This window comes from Nostoc sp. NOS(2021) (assembly GCF_017115025.1).
In the GTDB taxonomy this organism is placed as follows: domain Bacteria; phylum Cyanobacteriota; class Cyanobacteriia; order Cyanobacteriales; family Nostocaceae; genus Nostoc.
On sequence record NZ_JABXKM010000286.1, the window covers coordinates 1 to 14431 of the forward strand.

At 41.8% G+C, this 14431-nt stretch carries 12 protein-coding genes; 8 read left to right on the forward strand and 4 right to left on the reverse strand.

The window, feature by feature from the left end:
* Positions 1-138: 138 nt before the first annotated feature.
* A complete protein-coding gene (locus tag HWQ41_RS28185; protein WP_292770448.1) occupies positions 139-1011 on the reverse strand; it encodes a pentapeptide repeat-containing protein in 873 nt (290 codons plus the stop codon).
* Between the two features lie 178 nt (positions 1012-1189).
* Here HWQ41_RS28185 and HWQ41_RS28190 point away from each other — a divergent pair, with 178 nt between their 5' ends.
* Both HWQ41_RS28190 and HWQ41_RS28195 read left to right on the forward strand, forming a co-directional pair.
* On the forward strand, positions 1190-1831 hold the full coding sequence (locus HWQ41_RS28190; protein ID WP_292770450.1) for a DUF4232 domain-containing protein: 642 nt from the start codon (positions 1190-1192) through the stop codon (positions 1829-1831).
* Between the two features lie 100 nt (positions 1832-1931).
* Positions 1932-2723, forward strand: a complete 792-nt coding sequence (locus tag HWQ41_RS28195; protein ID WP_292770452.1) for a GH25 family lysozyme — start codon at positions 1932-1934, stop codon at positions 2721-2723.
* 392 nt (positions 2724-3115) lie between these two features.
* Here the strand turns inward: HWQ41_RS28195 and HWQ41_RS28200 are convergent, their stop codons facing one another.
* Positions 3116-3553 (reverse strand): NUDIX hydrolase, encoded by a 438-nt coding sequence (locus tag HWQ41_RS28200; RefSeq protein ID WP_292770454.1) that lies wholly within the window; start codon positions 3551-3553, stop codon positions 3116-3118.
* A gap of 413 nt (positions 3554-3966) precedes the next feature.
* Entirely contained in the window at positions 3967-4938 is a 972-nt protein-coding gene (locus HWQ41_RS28205; RefSeq protein WP_292770456.1) for an RsmB/NOP family class I SAM-dependent RNA methyltransferase, read from the reverse strand.
* A 163-nt stretch (positions 4939-5101) separates the two neighbouring features.
* Here HWQ41_RS28205 and HWQ41_RS28210 point away from each other — a divergent pair, with 163 nt between their 5' ends.
* The 3 genes from HWQ41_RS28210 (at position 5102) to HWQ41_RS28220 (ending at position 10276) form a co-directional block, all read left to right on the forward strand.
* Positions 5102-6523: a DUF2157 domain-containing protein gene (locus HWQ41_RS28210; RefSeq protein WP_292770458.1), complete on the forward strand. Its 1422-nt coding sequence runs from the start codon at positions 5102-5104 to the stop codon at positions 6521-6523.
* A gap of 184 nt (positions 6524-6707) precedes the next feature.
* Complete coding sequence (locus tag HWQ41_RS28215; protein ID WP_292770460.1) at positions 6708-7418, forward strand: GDYXXLXY domain-containing protein; 711 nt, start codon at positions 6708-6710, stop codon at positions 7416-7418.
* 308 nt (positions 7419-7726) lie between these two features.
* A complete protein-coding gene (locus HWQ41_RS28220; RefSeq protein ID WP_292770462.1) occupies positions 7727-10276 on the forward strand; it encodes a CPBP family glutamic-type intramembrane protease in 2550 nt (849 codons plus the stop codon).
* Between the two features lie 407 nt (positions 10277-10683).
* On the opposite strand, the gene HWQ41_RS28225 is transcribed toward HWQ41_RS28220, so the two are convergent.
* Positions 10684-11091: a universal stress protein gene (locus tag HWQ41_RS28225; protein WP_292770469.1), complete on the reverse strand. Its 408-nt coding sequence runs from the start codon at positions 11089-11091 to the stop codon at positions 10684-10686.
* A gap of 89 nt (positions 11092-11180) precedes the next feature.
* On the opposite strand from HWQ41_RS28225, the gene HWQ41_RS28230 reads away from it, so the two are divergent.
* From HWQ41_RS28230 to HWQ41_RS28240, 3 genes are all read left to right on the forward strand, one after another.
* Complete coding sequence (locus tag HWQ41_RS28230; protein ID WP_292770464.1) at positions 11181-12383, forward strand: phosphoglycerate kinase; 1203 nt, start codon at positions 11181-11183, stop codon at positions 12381-12383.
* A gap of 66 nt (positions 12384-12449) precedes the next feature.
* The gene (locus tag HWQ41_RS28235; protein ID WP_292770466.1) at positions 12450-13067 is read left to right on the forward strand and encodes an NUDIX hydrolase; all 618 of its coding nucleotides are present in this window, start codon (positions 12450-12452) and stop codon (positions 13065-13067) included.
* A 184-nt stretch (positions 13068-13251) separates the two neighbouring features.
* The gene (locus HWQ41_RS28240; protein WP_292770468.1) at positions 13252-14115 is read left to right on the forward strand and encodes a TauD/TfdA family dioxygenase; all 864 of its coding nucleotides are present in this window, start codon (positions 13252-13254) and stop codon (positions 14113-14115) included.
* The last annotated feature ends 316 nt before the right edge of the window (positions 14116-14431 follow it).

Below are 14431 nucleotides of genomic sequence, written 5' to 3' on the forward strand. Positions count from 1 at the left end.
GTTATAGCGTTTCCTAATCACATGAGGTACATCATAGCCCCCTCCTCGCTTGCGGGGAGGGGGTTGGGGGTGGGGTTCTTTGAACAAGAACTGCCACCATCTTTACCTCTTCTAGCGGAACTAAGCATAACATTCTCCTCAACATCCCCATCCTTCCTTATCCCTGATAATTCCGTCTGGCATGATAGTATTGCAAAGAGTGACCAAATCGGGGGGTATGCACTCAATTCCGAAGCAATTAGTCAAGTTAGCACCAGTCAAATCAGCCCCTTCCAAGTTGGTGTAGAAGAGATTAGCTCCAGTCAAGTTGACCCCAGTCAAATTGGCTTTTTCTAAATCAGCACTAGAAATATTGGCTCCAGTCAAATCAGCCCCCCTCAACGTAGCCCCTCTCAAGCTAGCATTGTTCAAATAAGCTTCACGCAGGTAGGCTCCAGTTAAATTGGCAATTTCCAAACAGGCGCTATTCAAATTAGCTCTACTCAGATTTATATTAGTCAGTTTGCCTTTGTCAAGAACGACATCTCTCAAATCAGCACCGCTCAAATCAGTACTACGCAAAACGATGCCAATAAACCTTCTCTCGCCAGTAGAGAAACGTCTGAGAAATTCCTCAACGCTTATTACTCTAATGGCATCGTTCTCAATTCTCCCGTCTGGCATAGTAGTGTTGCACAAAAGGGCACCTTCCCAAATAACTCCACTCAAGTCAGCGTTTCGGAGATTAGCATCAGTCAAGTCAGTCTCGGTAAGGTTAGTACCAAGCAAGTTGGCGTTAGTCAAATTAGTAGCGCTCAAGTTAGCTCTTCTGATGTCGGCTCCACTCAAGTTAGCTCCACTGAAGTTAGCATTGGTAAAATCGATCTCCCACAGAGTACTCTCAGCAAGATTAGCATTACTGAGATTAATCCTACTCAGGTCAATTTCTCCAACGTCGATTCTTTGCAAATCAATGCCAACAAAATCTTTTTCTCCAGCAGCATAACGCTGGAGCAATTCTTCAACGTCCATAACTTACCTCTCGTATCGAATGACACATACAAAGATAACTTATTTAATCTTTGGCAAACTCTCATAGACCCCACTATAAAAGATGGTATATGCACAGCAACGCTAACCCCTGTGAATTTGGAAACTTACACTGTATATAAAGCATCAGTGTAAGTAGTTCACTACAAAAAAAGAAGATATGCGAATTCTAATTATGCAAAGCAGTATGTTATTGCTCCTGACTGCGGTGACAACTGGCTGTGTCGGTTCTTCCTCTGTTACAAAACAGCCACAAGCCTTGCCAGCAAGCACTGAGCAGGCGACGAAGGAAACTGTGTTGACCTCAACACCTACACCAACTGAAAAAACTACAGATAATTCTACCCCTGAAGCCACTATTGGCACGAATCCGACGCGCTGTGAAACTAGCCAATTGTCAGTGCGCCGAGTCTCCGAAGATGCTGGCGTGGGGAATGTTGCACTCACCTACGCCTTCACCAATAACGGCTCATCCCCTTGCACCCTCAACGGTTATCCGGGATTGGCACTACTGGATGCAAAAGATCAGCCTTTGGAGGGAGTTAAAATTATCCGCTCCAAGGACACTTACTTTTCGAGTCAGCAACCTCGACAACAAGTAACTCTGGCTCCTGGAAAACAAGCCTCATTTCAGATAGCATATAACCACATTAGTTCCCCAGATAAAAACTGCCCAATGTCTAGTAAAATTCAAATCACGCCTCCTAATGCTTACCAGCACTTTACCCTCACGGAGGAAATCAAGCCTTGTACAGGCAAAGTTAGAGTGACTCCAGTACGAGCCGTTAACACTCAACCCTAGTAAATTTCTGTAATTTACTCAAAGACCCATAAAAAGCATAAATTTAATCAAAGCCTCTGATAAGTTCAGGATTGTACTAATCAAAAAGGTTAAAAATTCTATGGAAGGAATTGATGTTGCCGATCAAGACGGCAGAGTAGATTGGACAGCAGTAAAAAACTCTGGTAAAACTTTTGCGTTTGTCAAAGCCACAGAAGGAGTTAGCATCAAAGATTCTGCTTTTGCTCATCACTGGCAGACCATGAAAGTTGTTGGTATTATTCGGGGTGCTTATCATTTCTTTCACCCACATACATCTGACCCGGTTCAGCAAGCAAAGGAATTCTTAAAAACGCTGGGCAAATTAGAACCAGGAGACCTACCACCAGTTCTGGATATAGAGAAAAATGACAATGTAAGTAACCAAGCTGTGATTAATGCCGCGAAGCAGTGGTTAGCAGAAGTGGAAAAAGCTCTTTTACAACAAACAAAAAAACCAATCAAACCAATTATTTATACCTTTCCCAGTTTCTGGACACAACTTGGCAATCCATCTGATTTTGCTAGTTATCCGTTATGGATTGCCCACTACGGAGTCAAGTACCCAACTATTCCTAACGCTTGGCAGGGGCAATACTTAATCCATCAATATGAAGGTGATATATCTGGTGTACCAGGTGTTAGTGGTCGAGCCGATTTGAATAGATTTAATGGATTGCAGCAAGGAGATTCTGGGCTAATAGTCAAACAATTACAACAGCAATTAAAAGATATTGGATTATATACTAATGCCATTGATGGGCAATTTTCTCAGTCAGTTAAGGATGCAATTGTTAGTTTCCAAACATCTAAAAAATTGCAAGCTGATGGAATTGTCGGGATAAAAACTTGGGTAGCTTTATTGTGGATTTAGAACGGATTGTACACTCAATAAAAAAATACTCAACTACTTACTTATTGTGGGGTGGGCGACACGAGCGCCCGTAGTCAAAGGCGGGCAAGATGCCCACCCCACAAGTAGTAGTAATTTATTTGTTGGAAATCCCTTAGCGATCGCAGTTGTTTTAACTATAGCCACTTCTAAGAGGATGTTTGAAAAGTCCTCTTCTCCGTAGCAAAACGTTCTAGATCCCCCTAAATCCGCCGATAACTTGGGGGACTTTGATTCTGGTTCCCCCATTTTTAAGGGGGTTAGGGGGGATAAATAAGTGCCTAAAATCACAGCCAACCACTTTTCAAACAACCTCTAAAAAAGTCCTCACTTTGCTGCGAGGGCTTTGTAATAGTGTGTATTTCTATATCTGATTAACATTGAAATGCACAAAAGTGAGATTTGACCTGGAAAAAACCTTTAAGGATTCGTTTGAGTGAATTAAACTTAACTCGCCTGATAGCTTTAGACACTTCTACCCACTGCCGTTTTCTTTTACTTGCTTCTGGATAATCTTCACTCAGCATCTCGACTGGTAACAAATACATCTTGACGCGGTAACTTTTGCCTCGTTTGCGGTACTTGTAAGTGCCCAGTTCATTCGCGTCTACCTGCCCAATCACCCCTGCTTCTTCCCACGCCTCTTTGGCTGCTGAATCAGGCGGACTCATGCCGTTGGGAATATCTCCTTTCGGAATCACCCAATCTTGAAAGTTACGGGTCGTGATTAGCAAGATTTCAATTTTGCCATTGTTCACTCTATAAGGAATCACCCCAGACTGTTTAAACACTTTGCTGATTTTTCGACTCATGTAATTTGCATCCTGTACGATCTAGCTTTTTTGTACAATGTTTATTTCAGAAAGTCGAGAGCTGATACCGGATAAATTTTGGTTAATCTCAGGTTATCAAAAGGTTAAAAAATGCTTTTTTACCCATAAGGGTTAATTATTCAAAGTTTTTGATTAAACCCGCAGGGTATGAGAATCGCTAGGTTTGTAATCTTACAAATATAAAATCAACTGCTGTAAAATGTGTATTCCTGATGGCTGATTGACAAATGCGGCACTCTTAAAAACATCACATATTTTGGCTTAATGCCAGAATATATAGCCATCCTATTTGATTTTTGAAAATCACAAGACTCAGATCCCCGACTTTTTTAAGAAGTCGGGAATCTCGTTCTTCACAAATAATTTAGGATTGCTATATGTCAGCAATGTAACTAACTTGACTTTTTCAGATTTTGGTAGATATACAGCGAAGATATTATATTTAAATCTACTTCTTTACGCTCATCTTCATCCTCATTAGTATTTTGAAACAGGACTGTAAACGCACCAGCACCTAACCTATCTTGAGGAAACATCCGATAACAAGGCATTCTAGTTAAATGCGACTGATATTTGGCTAAATTACTAATTTCTATTGCCTGAAACTGGGGAAAACGTTCCAAAAACCATTCACAAACTTGCTCATTTTCTTCGGGCGAATAGGTGCAAGTCATATAAGCAAGATAGCCTTGTGGTGAAACAATTTTAGCAGAATTAGCTATAATACGTTTTTGCCGATTTGCACTCTTATTTATAGCAGTTGGGTGAAAACATCCGGGTGCTTTTTCACCTTTAGCAAGTAAAGATTGTCCGCTACAAGGAGCATCTACTATTACTAGATTGCTAGAGCCGGGAAACATTTGGGCAAATATGCTCGAATCTCTATTAACCACTGCACTAGGGCTGATCTGGCAACGCTTCAAATTAGAAATTAGCATTCCCAGACGTTTGCCAATTACTTCATTACTAATAAGTAAGTCAGGTTGTAAAGCTTTCCAAGCGAAGATACTTTTACCTCCTGGTGCAGCACACATATCAAAAACTAAACGCACTGACTGAGGAATAGCTAACAAAGTAGTAGCTGCAAACACCGAAGAAAAATCTAAACAATAGAAATATCCTTTTTCATGCAAGGGATGCTGACCGGGTTTTTCTCCCAGATATAAGCGGTCTATAAATTGTGGTTGCCAATAGGTTGGTGTTTCTACTGTTAAAGGCGAAACCTCTAGCTTTTGTTGACACCAAAGAATACTGGGTGAAAAAGGCTGAGGATTCATTAAAGCCTGAATAAATTTTTCTTGCTCATCTAGATTAGTGAACAAACGCCGCGAGACTTTAAGTAATAAATTAGAAGGTTTTTCCATCGGAATTATGAATTATGAATTAGTAGAAGTAGGTTGTATCAGAATCAAAATAAAACTGTTACACAAGAACAATGTAATTAAGGCTTTTGGCTTCATACTCAAAATATAATGACCGCCATTGGGATCGCAATGGCCAAGCTACCCCACTGCACCGGAGAAGGTCATGAACTTAGATAATTTTCCGCAAAAATTACGCAAAGAAGCACACCTATGGAGGGATGAAGGATTAATTAGTTCTTCGCAGTATGAGCAAATAGCAGAACGTTATCAATTTAAAAAGCTGGAAGCTGCTGCACGCGATCGCAATAAAGCGATCGCGATCGCTGTGGGCAGCATACTTTTATGCTTAGGCATAATTACCTTTGTAGCAGGAAACTGGCAGGGAGGGTCACGAGAAGTCAAATTTATTCTGCTGATAAGTTTGTTTTTTGCGATCGCAATCACTGGATTTTACACCTGGAGACCACCTGAAGGGAAGAAGCCGGAACGAAGCAAACGCTTACTGGGAGAAGGGTTGCTAATTTTAAGCGCCTTCATTTTCGGTGCAAATTTACTGCTGATGGCCCAGATGTTCAATATTGCCGGTTCAACTTCCCAACTGTTTCTCGCCTGGGGGTTGGGTGTTGTGGTGATGGCCTTCAGTTTGTGCTTAAATTCTTTAGGAATTCTGTCAATTGTCCTCGTGGAAATCGGGTACTGGACTGGACTAGAAGACTTGTGGTACTCTTCAGGTGAGTTAACTTGGTCGCGGCTAATAGTGCAGCATCTGCCTTTGTTGGCATGGCTGGTGTTTGTACCCTTAGCCTACTTCTGTCGATCGCGTTGGATTTTTGGTCTAGCAGCCTTTGTCTTTGCTAGTTCCTTACAAGCCAACCTCAATCCCCTGCCACTGCTGAATTATGCTGATATAGCCCCTTGGGTGGCATCTTTTGCTTTTGCACTCCCACCTGCATTATTCTGGAGTTATGATGATTTGCTGTTTCCAAGCATAAATTACAGGTTGTTTCAATATCTAGCCCGTAATTTAGCGTTGGTAAGCTTCGGCATTGTCTTTTATATCTTGTCTTTTCGTTGGGTCTGGGATTCTCCAAATTATGGTTATAATCAGCCAACCAATGTGACAAACTTGTTCGAGTCTCTGCCGATCATCGATTTGGGAATTCTCAGCGGCTTGGCGGTATTGCAATGGTTGTTTCTACTGCGTCAAACAAATAACCCTCCGCGTCGCGAAGTGATTTTCACGACTGCTGTCATTAGTACCTTTCTTGTCTTTATTACCCTAGTACCTTTTTGGCATCAAACTATCAGCCGGATTGATGAACTTGGCATTTTTATTTTCAATGTACTTCTGGCAACATTAGCTTGGGGACTAATTCAAGAAGGGTTGAAATTAAGCAACAGAAGTTCCTTTTGGGGCGGTATGCTGTTATTAACACTGCAAATTATCAGTCGCGTGCAAGAGTACGATACAGACTTACTTTTTAAGTCGCTGGTCTTTGTTTTGTGTGGTTCTGCCTTAATTAGCGCTGGACTCTGGTTTGAACGCCGCCTACCTGGTGGCTCTAGCTCTACAAGTAAAAAGTAGTGCAAAAGATGAAAGAAGCCGTGCCAATTTTAGATTTTGAATTTTGGATTTTGGATTAAAGGAAAAATCTAAAATCTAAAATTCTGAAATCTCTGTGCGTCAAAGTTTTTAAAGTTTCTCTGCGTCAGTCCTAATCTCGTTACTTTTGACCTCCTCAACACCTCTGCTTTTTAGGACTACGCTCATGACTAATACTTCTTCTGAATCTAAAAATAAGCCCTTATCTCCCGAAGCCGAATTCTCCAGTAAGGTGACTTTTCGGGATTACTTGATTGCCACTGAACAAAAATCGAATAAGCCGTTACCTTTTTGGCGGTTACTAGCTCCCCTGGCGCTGCAAACAGGGCTAATTATGGCAGTACCAGCCCAAGCGCTTTATACAGATGTGGCGGGCAAGACGGTGATTTTGCAAACCGTACCTGTAGACCCTAATAATGTGCTGCAAGGTAACACCTTAGCGTTAGATTACAACATATCCCGTACCGCAAATTTGAGCAGACTGCCTGGTTGGCAGACGTTAGTCAGCAAAGGTCGTGGAAGTGGCAGAAGATTGCCTGAAGGAACCAACATCTACGTGACTTTGCAAGAGCAATTATCCTTTGGTCGCGGTGTTCCTAGAGCTTGGAGACCGTTACGAGTAAGTAGCGATCGCCCCACAACTCTTAGAGCCAACCAAGTAGGCTTAAAAGGTGTTTATCAGGATGGCTCTGTTAACTACGGCTTGGAAACATATTACATAAAAGAAAACCAACGGCGGCAGATTAGGAACGATTTGCAAGCCCAACGCGCCCGCAGAGGACAAGTACCACCCATTGTGGTGAAGGCGAAAGTAGATCCACAGGGTAAGGCAGTGCCAGTTAGTATGTGGGTGCGCGATCGCAACTATCGCTTTTAATCGTTGAACCCCAAGAACCCCGCGCCGCTTGCTACCGTGTACACACAAGATATAGAAGTGAAAAAGAATGTAGAGACGTAGCAATGCTACGTCTCTACAAGGGTTCTAGATAAAGCATATTTAATTGCTGGAGATATCTCATATATCGCCTATATTTCTAATGAAATATAGCATTTCCTAATTACATGAGGTAGATCATAGCCCCCTCTCGAAGAGCGGGGAGGGGGTTGGGGGTGGGGTTCTTGTACTGGACTCAAAACAGTATATTTAGAGTAAGATGATCAGCAACTAAAACTTGCTGACCATATATGATTTTGCGTGGATTGAGTCGAAAAGCAAGGCTACTGTTTACGGGATTTTTACTGCTAGTATTCATAGCAGTAATTGCGGTGTGGCAACTCTCCCCAACCCAACCCCAGCTAGTACAACAAGAAAGCAATTACGCGATACATATTCGACAAAATTTTAATCAAGCTAGTTTTTATCCCATTGCCAAAATTCCATCTGCAAACCTTTATAAACCGATTGCCGACTGGGTAGGAAGGTTAATTTTACCAACGAAACAGCAATTACAAGATGGTTTAGATTGGGTATGGATGGAAGTGCAATATGCACCACCTACAGCGCAAAATTTGGTAGGTAAAATTGTGCGTTTGGAGTGGAAAAAGAAGAAAAATTTGCTTGCTTTTGATCAAGCTCTAACGCGAGATGTAAATTTCACTTCAGAAGTGATTAAAAGTCAAAAACAGGGAAACATTCATCCTTTTCGACTAAATGGAGTTCGTCATGTAGGTATTTTACGCTCTTTGGCTGGTGCAAATCCTGATGATAATGTAATTGTTGCTTTAGATTCAAGTACAATCATTGATGCAAGTAAAGAAAAATCTATTTTGCAAATTGAACGCGAACCTATTTTGGCAACTGGGAGATTTTATGGGTTGGTAAAAATAATTAACCAGATTAAATATAGTTCCAGAACTATTTTATTTCCCAAACAAAACCAGTATAACGATTACTTTTTTTTACAGCACTATAACCCTAATTCAAATAAGTTTGATGGTCTTCAAGAAACTATTCGTATTCCCCAACAATTAATAGATAAGCGAAATTTTGCTCCTTCAAGTTCGCAGCAAATCGAACAATCACCTGCGGGTGAGGATGGATGGTATATTTATGGTGCTGCCGATGCAGAGGGCGTATTTACGGTAGACGCACTTGCACCTCGTTCTCTGTTTCAAATTCAACCCCGTCAAATCATTACTAATGAGGAATTAGGGCTAAATTACATCCAAGATGTAAATTGGCAAAATACCGAGAAAAATAAAGGTAAATTCAATACTGTATTGTTAAAACCTGTAGAAACACAAAATTCACGTAATCAATCTATATCAAAATGGCAAGAAGGCAATAAAGCTATTGTACTACACCTATTTGGTGGAATTGGCGGACATAAAGCTGAAGCAGTCGCAGTACCTTATACTATCACCGGACATTTTGCTTTTGGAATCGCAGAAGTTGTCCGCGACGAGTTTACTAAAGAATTGCGCTTCGAGACTAAATACCACCAAATTTATGCCCATAACCCCGATGGAATTATTGCCGGAACGCATACATGGGCTGATTATATGGGTAATTTACAACGTGGTTGGCTAGCAACACGTCCAGTATCAGATATTCTGATCAAATTCGACCCTGTAACGCAGGATTATGATTTTGATGGTGTTAAACTTTCGCCTTTAGAACAATTCCAGCAACAATTACAGGTAACAATGGCACGTTATCGGGTTGGTGATGGAACTGGTGGGGCAATGGTATCACCTGCTACCTCATGCGTCCAAGACGCAAGCCAAGCACTTTATACTGCGATACTGCTAATTAAAAACCAAGTTGCTACAACTCCTCAAATTCAAACTTGGCTACGCGCAAACCCCAATCACCCCCAAGCATTACGCTTTCAGCAGCTAGTTGAATTAGGTCAATCTTTGGAACAACAATTAGCACCCTTGGGGATAGTTCGCGCTGATTGGCACAGTCAAGCAGGTATACTCGCAGGTACGGGCATAGGAAAAACCACGCAACCATTTGAAGATCGTAGTATTTGGGCTGGTTTGACAACATGGCGAACAATAATGCCTAGACTTGCACACGACGACCTCGCCGCAATATTTTTAAAACATGGTGCGATTATGCAGGTATTGCGAACCAATCAAGTAGGTGGTTGGCAACCTAATATTACACCCATTGCACCAACAGTAATTTTAGGACAAATTAAGATTCCCTTTACCAATATTTCACCACTTTCAATTATTTTAAATCGCTTTTTAGCGTCCTTAGCAGTTCCGACACTAAAAGATTGGTTAGTTATTGTTTTAATGCTGATAATTTATAGTATTATTGCCCTACCCTATGGCTGGAAATTTGGATTTTTACAGATCCAAATTTGGTCTGCAAATTGGATTGATAAATGCTTGTTAATATTGCGTTGTTTATTTTTACCTGCGATTGTTGAAGAACTCTTTTTTCGCGTTTTCTTGCTTCCTCAGCCTAGCGAAATCATCAATTGGTTCCGATGGACTTTGTGGGCAATAGTGAGTTTATTATTATTTATTTTGTATCATCCATTGAATGCTAAAATATTTTGGAAAACTGGAATTCCCACATCTTTTAATCGTGTTTTTCTTGTTTTAGCTGCATTTTTGGGAATTTTATGTACTGTTGCATATACCCTAACAGGATCTTTGTTTGTGATAGTTTTAATTCACTGGGTTGTAGTAGTAGTTTGGTTAATTTTTTTTGGCGGAATCACAAAATTAGATCATAATCAAAAAATTCATAACACTAATACCAATTCTGTATGATGATGCGCTAAACTATATTTAAGTACAATAAAGTAAAACGAACCGCATTCGCGCAGCGTCTCGTAGACAAGGACACAAAGAAAGAAGTTGGATTTTAGATTGACCCCATAGATAAGTCTGCTTCCTCTGTACCATCAAGGAATTATTGGTCAATCTAAAATCTAAAATCCAAAATCCAAAATTGTTTGACCACTGTTAAGAGGATGTTTTAAAAGTCCTTTTATCGGTAGCAAAACTTTCTAGATCCCCCTAAATCCCCCGATAAATTGGGGGACTTTGATTCCGGTTCCCCCCTTTTTAAGGGGAGCCAGCGCGGTCTTGGGGTCTCCCCAAGTGGAGCGACTGGCGTGGGTTAGGGGGGATGTAGAAGTGTCTAAAATCACAGCTAACGACTTTTAAAACATCCTCTAAGGCACAATCAGCACTGGGCAAGGGGAAAGGTTAATCACGCGAGTGGTAACACTATCACTTACTCCCTCTTCAGTCAAGCCTAGCCCCCGACAGCCCATGATGATTAAATCGGCCCCGATTTCATCAGCGACATCGCAGATCGTAAAAGCTGGTTTGCCTTGCCTTTCCAGGATTTCGGATTTAATTCCTTGCCCAGAAAATAAAGATTGGGCATTTTCCAGCAGTTTGGCAACTACCTCTGGTGACACCATCGGATCTGCACTAGGCGCATCTGGAGGTGGTTCTTCTACCACAGACAGCAGCACCAAGCGACTGCTGTACTTTTTGACTACGTTGGTCACTACGTCAGCAGCTTCCCGCGTTTCCCGGCTTTGATCAATAGGAAATAGTACTGTCTTAAATATATCTGTCACTTGGGTACCCCTGACTCCGGTAAAATCTTGATGGTTCTACTTTCAAAACAATAACAAAAAGGCAATTAGGAGAGTTTGGTGTGTCCAAAAAAAGTTTAGCAAGTTTATCTGCGGCTGATATCTCTGGGAAACGTGCCTTAGTGCGGGTTGACTTTAATGTGCCTGTGGACGATCAAGGCAACATTACCGACGATACTCGCATTCGCGCAGCTTTACCAACCATCAGAGATTTGACGCAGAAGGGTGCTAAGGTCATTCTCGCCAGCCATTTTGGGCGTCCCAAGGGTGTGGATGACAAATTACGCCTAACTCCCGTTGCCAAGCGTCTCTCGGAGTTACTAGGGCAAGAAGTCATTAAAACTGATGACTCCATTGGTGATGAAGTTGCAGCTAAAGTTGGCGCGTTGCAAAATGGCCAAGTGCTGTTACTGGAAAATGTGCGTTTCTACAAAGAAGAAGAGAAAAACGATCCAGAATTTGCAAAAAAATTGGCAGCTAATGCTGATTTTTATGTAAATGATGCTTTTGGTACTGCACACCGCGCTCATGCTTCTACTGAAGGCGTGACTAAATTCCTGAGTCCTTCTGTGGCTGGATATTTGGTTGAGAAGGAATTGCAATATCTGCAAAACGCTATTGAAAATCCCCAACGTCCTTTGGCGGCGATTATTGGCGGTTCTAAGGTTTCCAGTAAAATTGGCGTGATTGAAACGTTGCTGGAGAAGTGCGACAAGCTGATCATCGGCGGTGGGATGATTTTCACCTTCTACAAAGCCCGTGGTTTGAGTGTTGGTAAGTCGTTGGTGGAAGAAGACAAGCTAGAATTGGCGAAGTCTTTGGAAGCAAAGGCTAAAGAACGGGGTGTTGCTTTATTGCTTCCTACAGATGTGGTAGTAGCAGATAACTTTGCCCCAGATGCGAATTCTCAAACCGTTAGCATTGAGAATATCCCAGATGGTTGGATGGGTTTGGATATTGGCCCAGACTCGGTAAAAGTTTTTCAAGATGCCCTTGCAGATACCAAAACGGTAATTTGGAACGGGCCGATGGGTGTGTTTGAGTTTGATAAGTTTGCCGCAGGTACGGAAGCGATCGCTCATACCCTCGCTGAAATTAGCAAAACTGGCACAACCACCATTATCGGCGGCGGCGACTCAGTAGCGGCTGTGGAAAAGGTTGGTTTAGCTGACCAAATGAGCCACATTTCTACCGGCGGCGGCGCTAGCTTGGAGTTACTTGAAGGCAAGGTATTGCCTGGAATTGCAGCTTTAGATGATGCGTAATAGCCATCTTTAGAATTATGTGGAGACGTTACATGTAACGTCTCTACATTGAATAGGGAAAAAACTGTGGAAACTAAATGGCTGGAATGGGCGCAAAAGTTACAAGCGATCGCTCAAAATGGTTTGACTTATTCTGAGGGTGTTTTTGATATCGAACGTTACAAACAATTGCGGGCGATCGCCACAGAAATTATGGCGACTTACTCAAATGTAGAACACAGCTATGTCCTCGATTTATTTAGCCGTGAACTAGGATATGCAACTCCCAAAGTTGATGTGCGGGCAGCAATTTTTCGCGATGATACTATATTGTTAGTCAAGGAAAGAGCAGACGGCTGTTGGACTTTACCTGGTGGATGGGCTGATGTTGGCGAGTCGCCTAGTGAGGTAGTTGTGAAAGAAGTATATGAAGAATCTGGATATCAAGCACGCGCTATCAAATTACTAGCAGTTTATGACAGAGACAAACAGGGACATCCACCGTTTCCGTTTTATGTCTACAAGCTGTTTTTTCACTGTGAACTTATCGGTGGTTCTCCATCATCAAGTATTGAAACTGAAGAAGTAGATTTTTTCCCTGAAGATGCGTTACCGGAACTTTCTCTCGGACGTGTGACATCGGCACAAATCACCCGGCTTTTCCAACATTATCGCAATCCCGATTTACCGACAGATTTTGATTAATAGCCGCTTCGATATTTAATATACTTGGTTATAATTTTGCTAGTCTACCAGAGTTGAACTTATGAAATCAACCGTGCTAAAATACTTTTTACTTGCCAACTTTCTGAGGTAAGATACTACGACACAAACTTCCTATCTAGACTAATTGACTATATAGTTTGATCGAAAAATAATTGCATAGCAAATGACTCCAATAACTAAACACCAACCAAGACTCGGAGTTGAAGTCCTGCGGGGTTGCAATCTTAGCAACCTCACAAATCTAGAGTCGCGTGAATTAAAGGAATCACTTTGGAAACATGGCGTTGTGGTAGTTAGACAGCAACACATCACCGCACAACAATTAAAAGAATTTGCCAAGCAGACCTTTGGCGATTTTATGTTTGGCGGCCCTCCTAAAACATTAGATCCTGATATTAGTCCAGACTTACAAAGCCAATATGTCTATATATTGGGCAATCCTAAAGGGCCGGTTACTGAGCCAGTCGAGAAATATGCGTGGCAATGGCATCATGATAAAGATGGTCTTCCCCGCATAGAGGGACTGGATATGAACGCATTATATGTTGTGATGCTTTATGGAATACAAGTGCCGGAAGGTGTAGATGGGCAACCTCACACTACTGAGTTCCTCGATATGGTAGAAGCTTATAATAATCTAGATCATCAACATCAGCAGCAGTTAGAGCAGATGTCGATGTATCACTCACCACCAATGTTTTCTAAGAATGCCAATGTAGAGACTGATGTACCGAAGAAATTGCATCCCATTGTGTCTACTCACAAAGTCACTGGTAAAAAGGGATTATATCTAGGTTCGGACACTGCGATCGCACTTGGTATGGAAGATAGACCAGAGTCAGCAAAACGTTTCTGGCAGGATTTGTTTGAGACTGTTCTAGACTGCACACCAGTCTACTCCCATGTTTGGCAGCCAGGAGATATTATTTTTTGGGACAACTCACAGGTAATGCACAGAGGTACACCCTATGATGCAACGAAATACAAGCGGATTGCATTGCGTTTAGGGGTCGTTGACAAGACTTAACAATTCAAAATTCAAAATTAAATAACTCTTAGGACTTACGCACGAGTTACGGAATAACGTAGACACGAAGTGGCTTCCCGTTCGCGTAGCGTCTCCGTCAGGAGAAGGGTACCGCAGAGGCGCAGAGGACACGGAGAAATCAGAGTTTGAGAGATATTTTGCGTAATATCATGTCCGGGTAATTAGTTGTGATTCCCATAGTCATTGCACCCCAAAGAGCCAAGGCTGCGCTTTGTCTCCCCTCCCCGCAGGCGGCTATGCGTTACCCACATCTTTCTTTACAATCTTGAAACCCATGTTCTATAACCGTCTTAGA

What these genes read in the sequence shown, in the direction of transcription:
- HWQ41_RS28185 (WP_292770448.1), bottom strand. Translation starts at nt 1,011, where the DNA reads ATGGACGTTGAAGAATTGCTCCAGCGTTATGCTGCTGGAGAAAAAGAT.
- HWQ41_RS28190 (WP_292770450.1), top strand. Translation starts at nt 1,190, where the DNA reads ATGCGAATTCTAATTATGCAAAGCAGTATGTTATTGCTCCTGACTGCG.
- HWQ41_RS28195 (WP_292770452.1), top strand. Translation starts at nt 1,932, where the DNA reads ATGGAAGGAATTGATGTTGCCGATCAAGACGGCAGAGTAGATTGGACA.
- HWQ41_RS28200 (WP_292770454.1), bottom strand. Translation starts at nt 3,553, where the DNA reads ATGAGTCGAAAAATCAGCAAAGTGTTTAAACAGTCTGGGGTGATTCCT.
- HWQ41_RS28205 (WP_292770456.1), bottom strand. Translation starts at nt 4,938, where the DNA reads ATGGAAAAACCTTCTAATTTATTACTTAAAGTCTCGCGGCGTTTGTTC.
- HWQ41_RS28210 (WP_292770458.1), top strand. Translation starts at nt 5,102, where the DNA reads ATGAACTTAGATAATTTTCCGCAAAAATTACGCAAAGAAGCACACCTA.
- HWQ41_RS28215 (WP_292770460.1), top strand. Translation starts at nt 6,708, where the DNA reads ATGACTAATACTTCTTCTGAATCTAAAAATAAGCCCTTATCTCCCGAA.
- HWQ41_RS28220 (WP_292770462.1), top strand. Translation starts at nt 7,727, where the DNA reads ATGATTTTGCGTGGATTGAGTCGAAAAGCAAGGCTACTGTTTACGGGA.
- HWQ41_RS28240 (WP_292770468.1), top strand. Translation starts at nt 13,252, where the DNA reads ATGACTCCAATAACTAAACACCAACCAAGACTCGGAGTTGAAGTCCTG.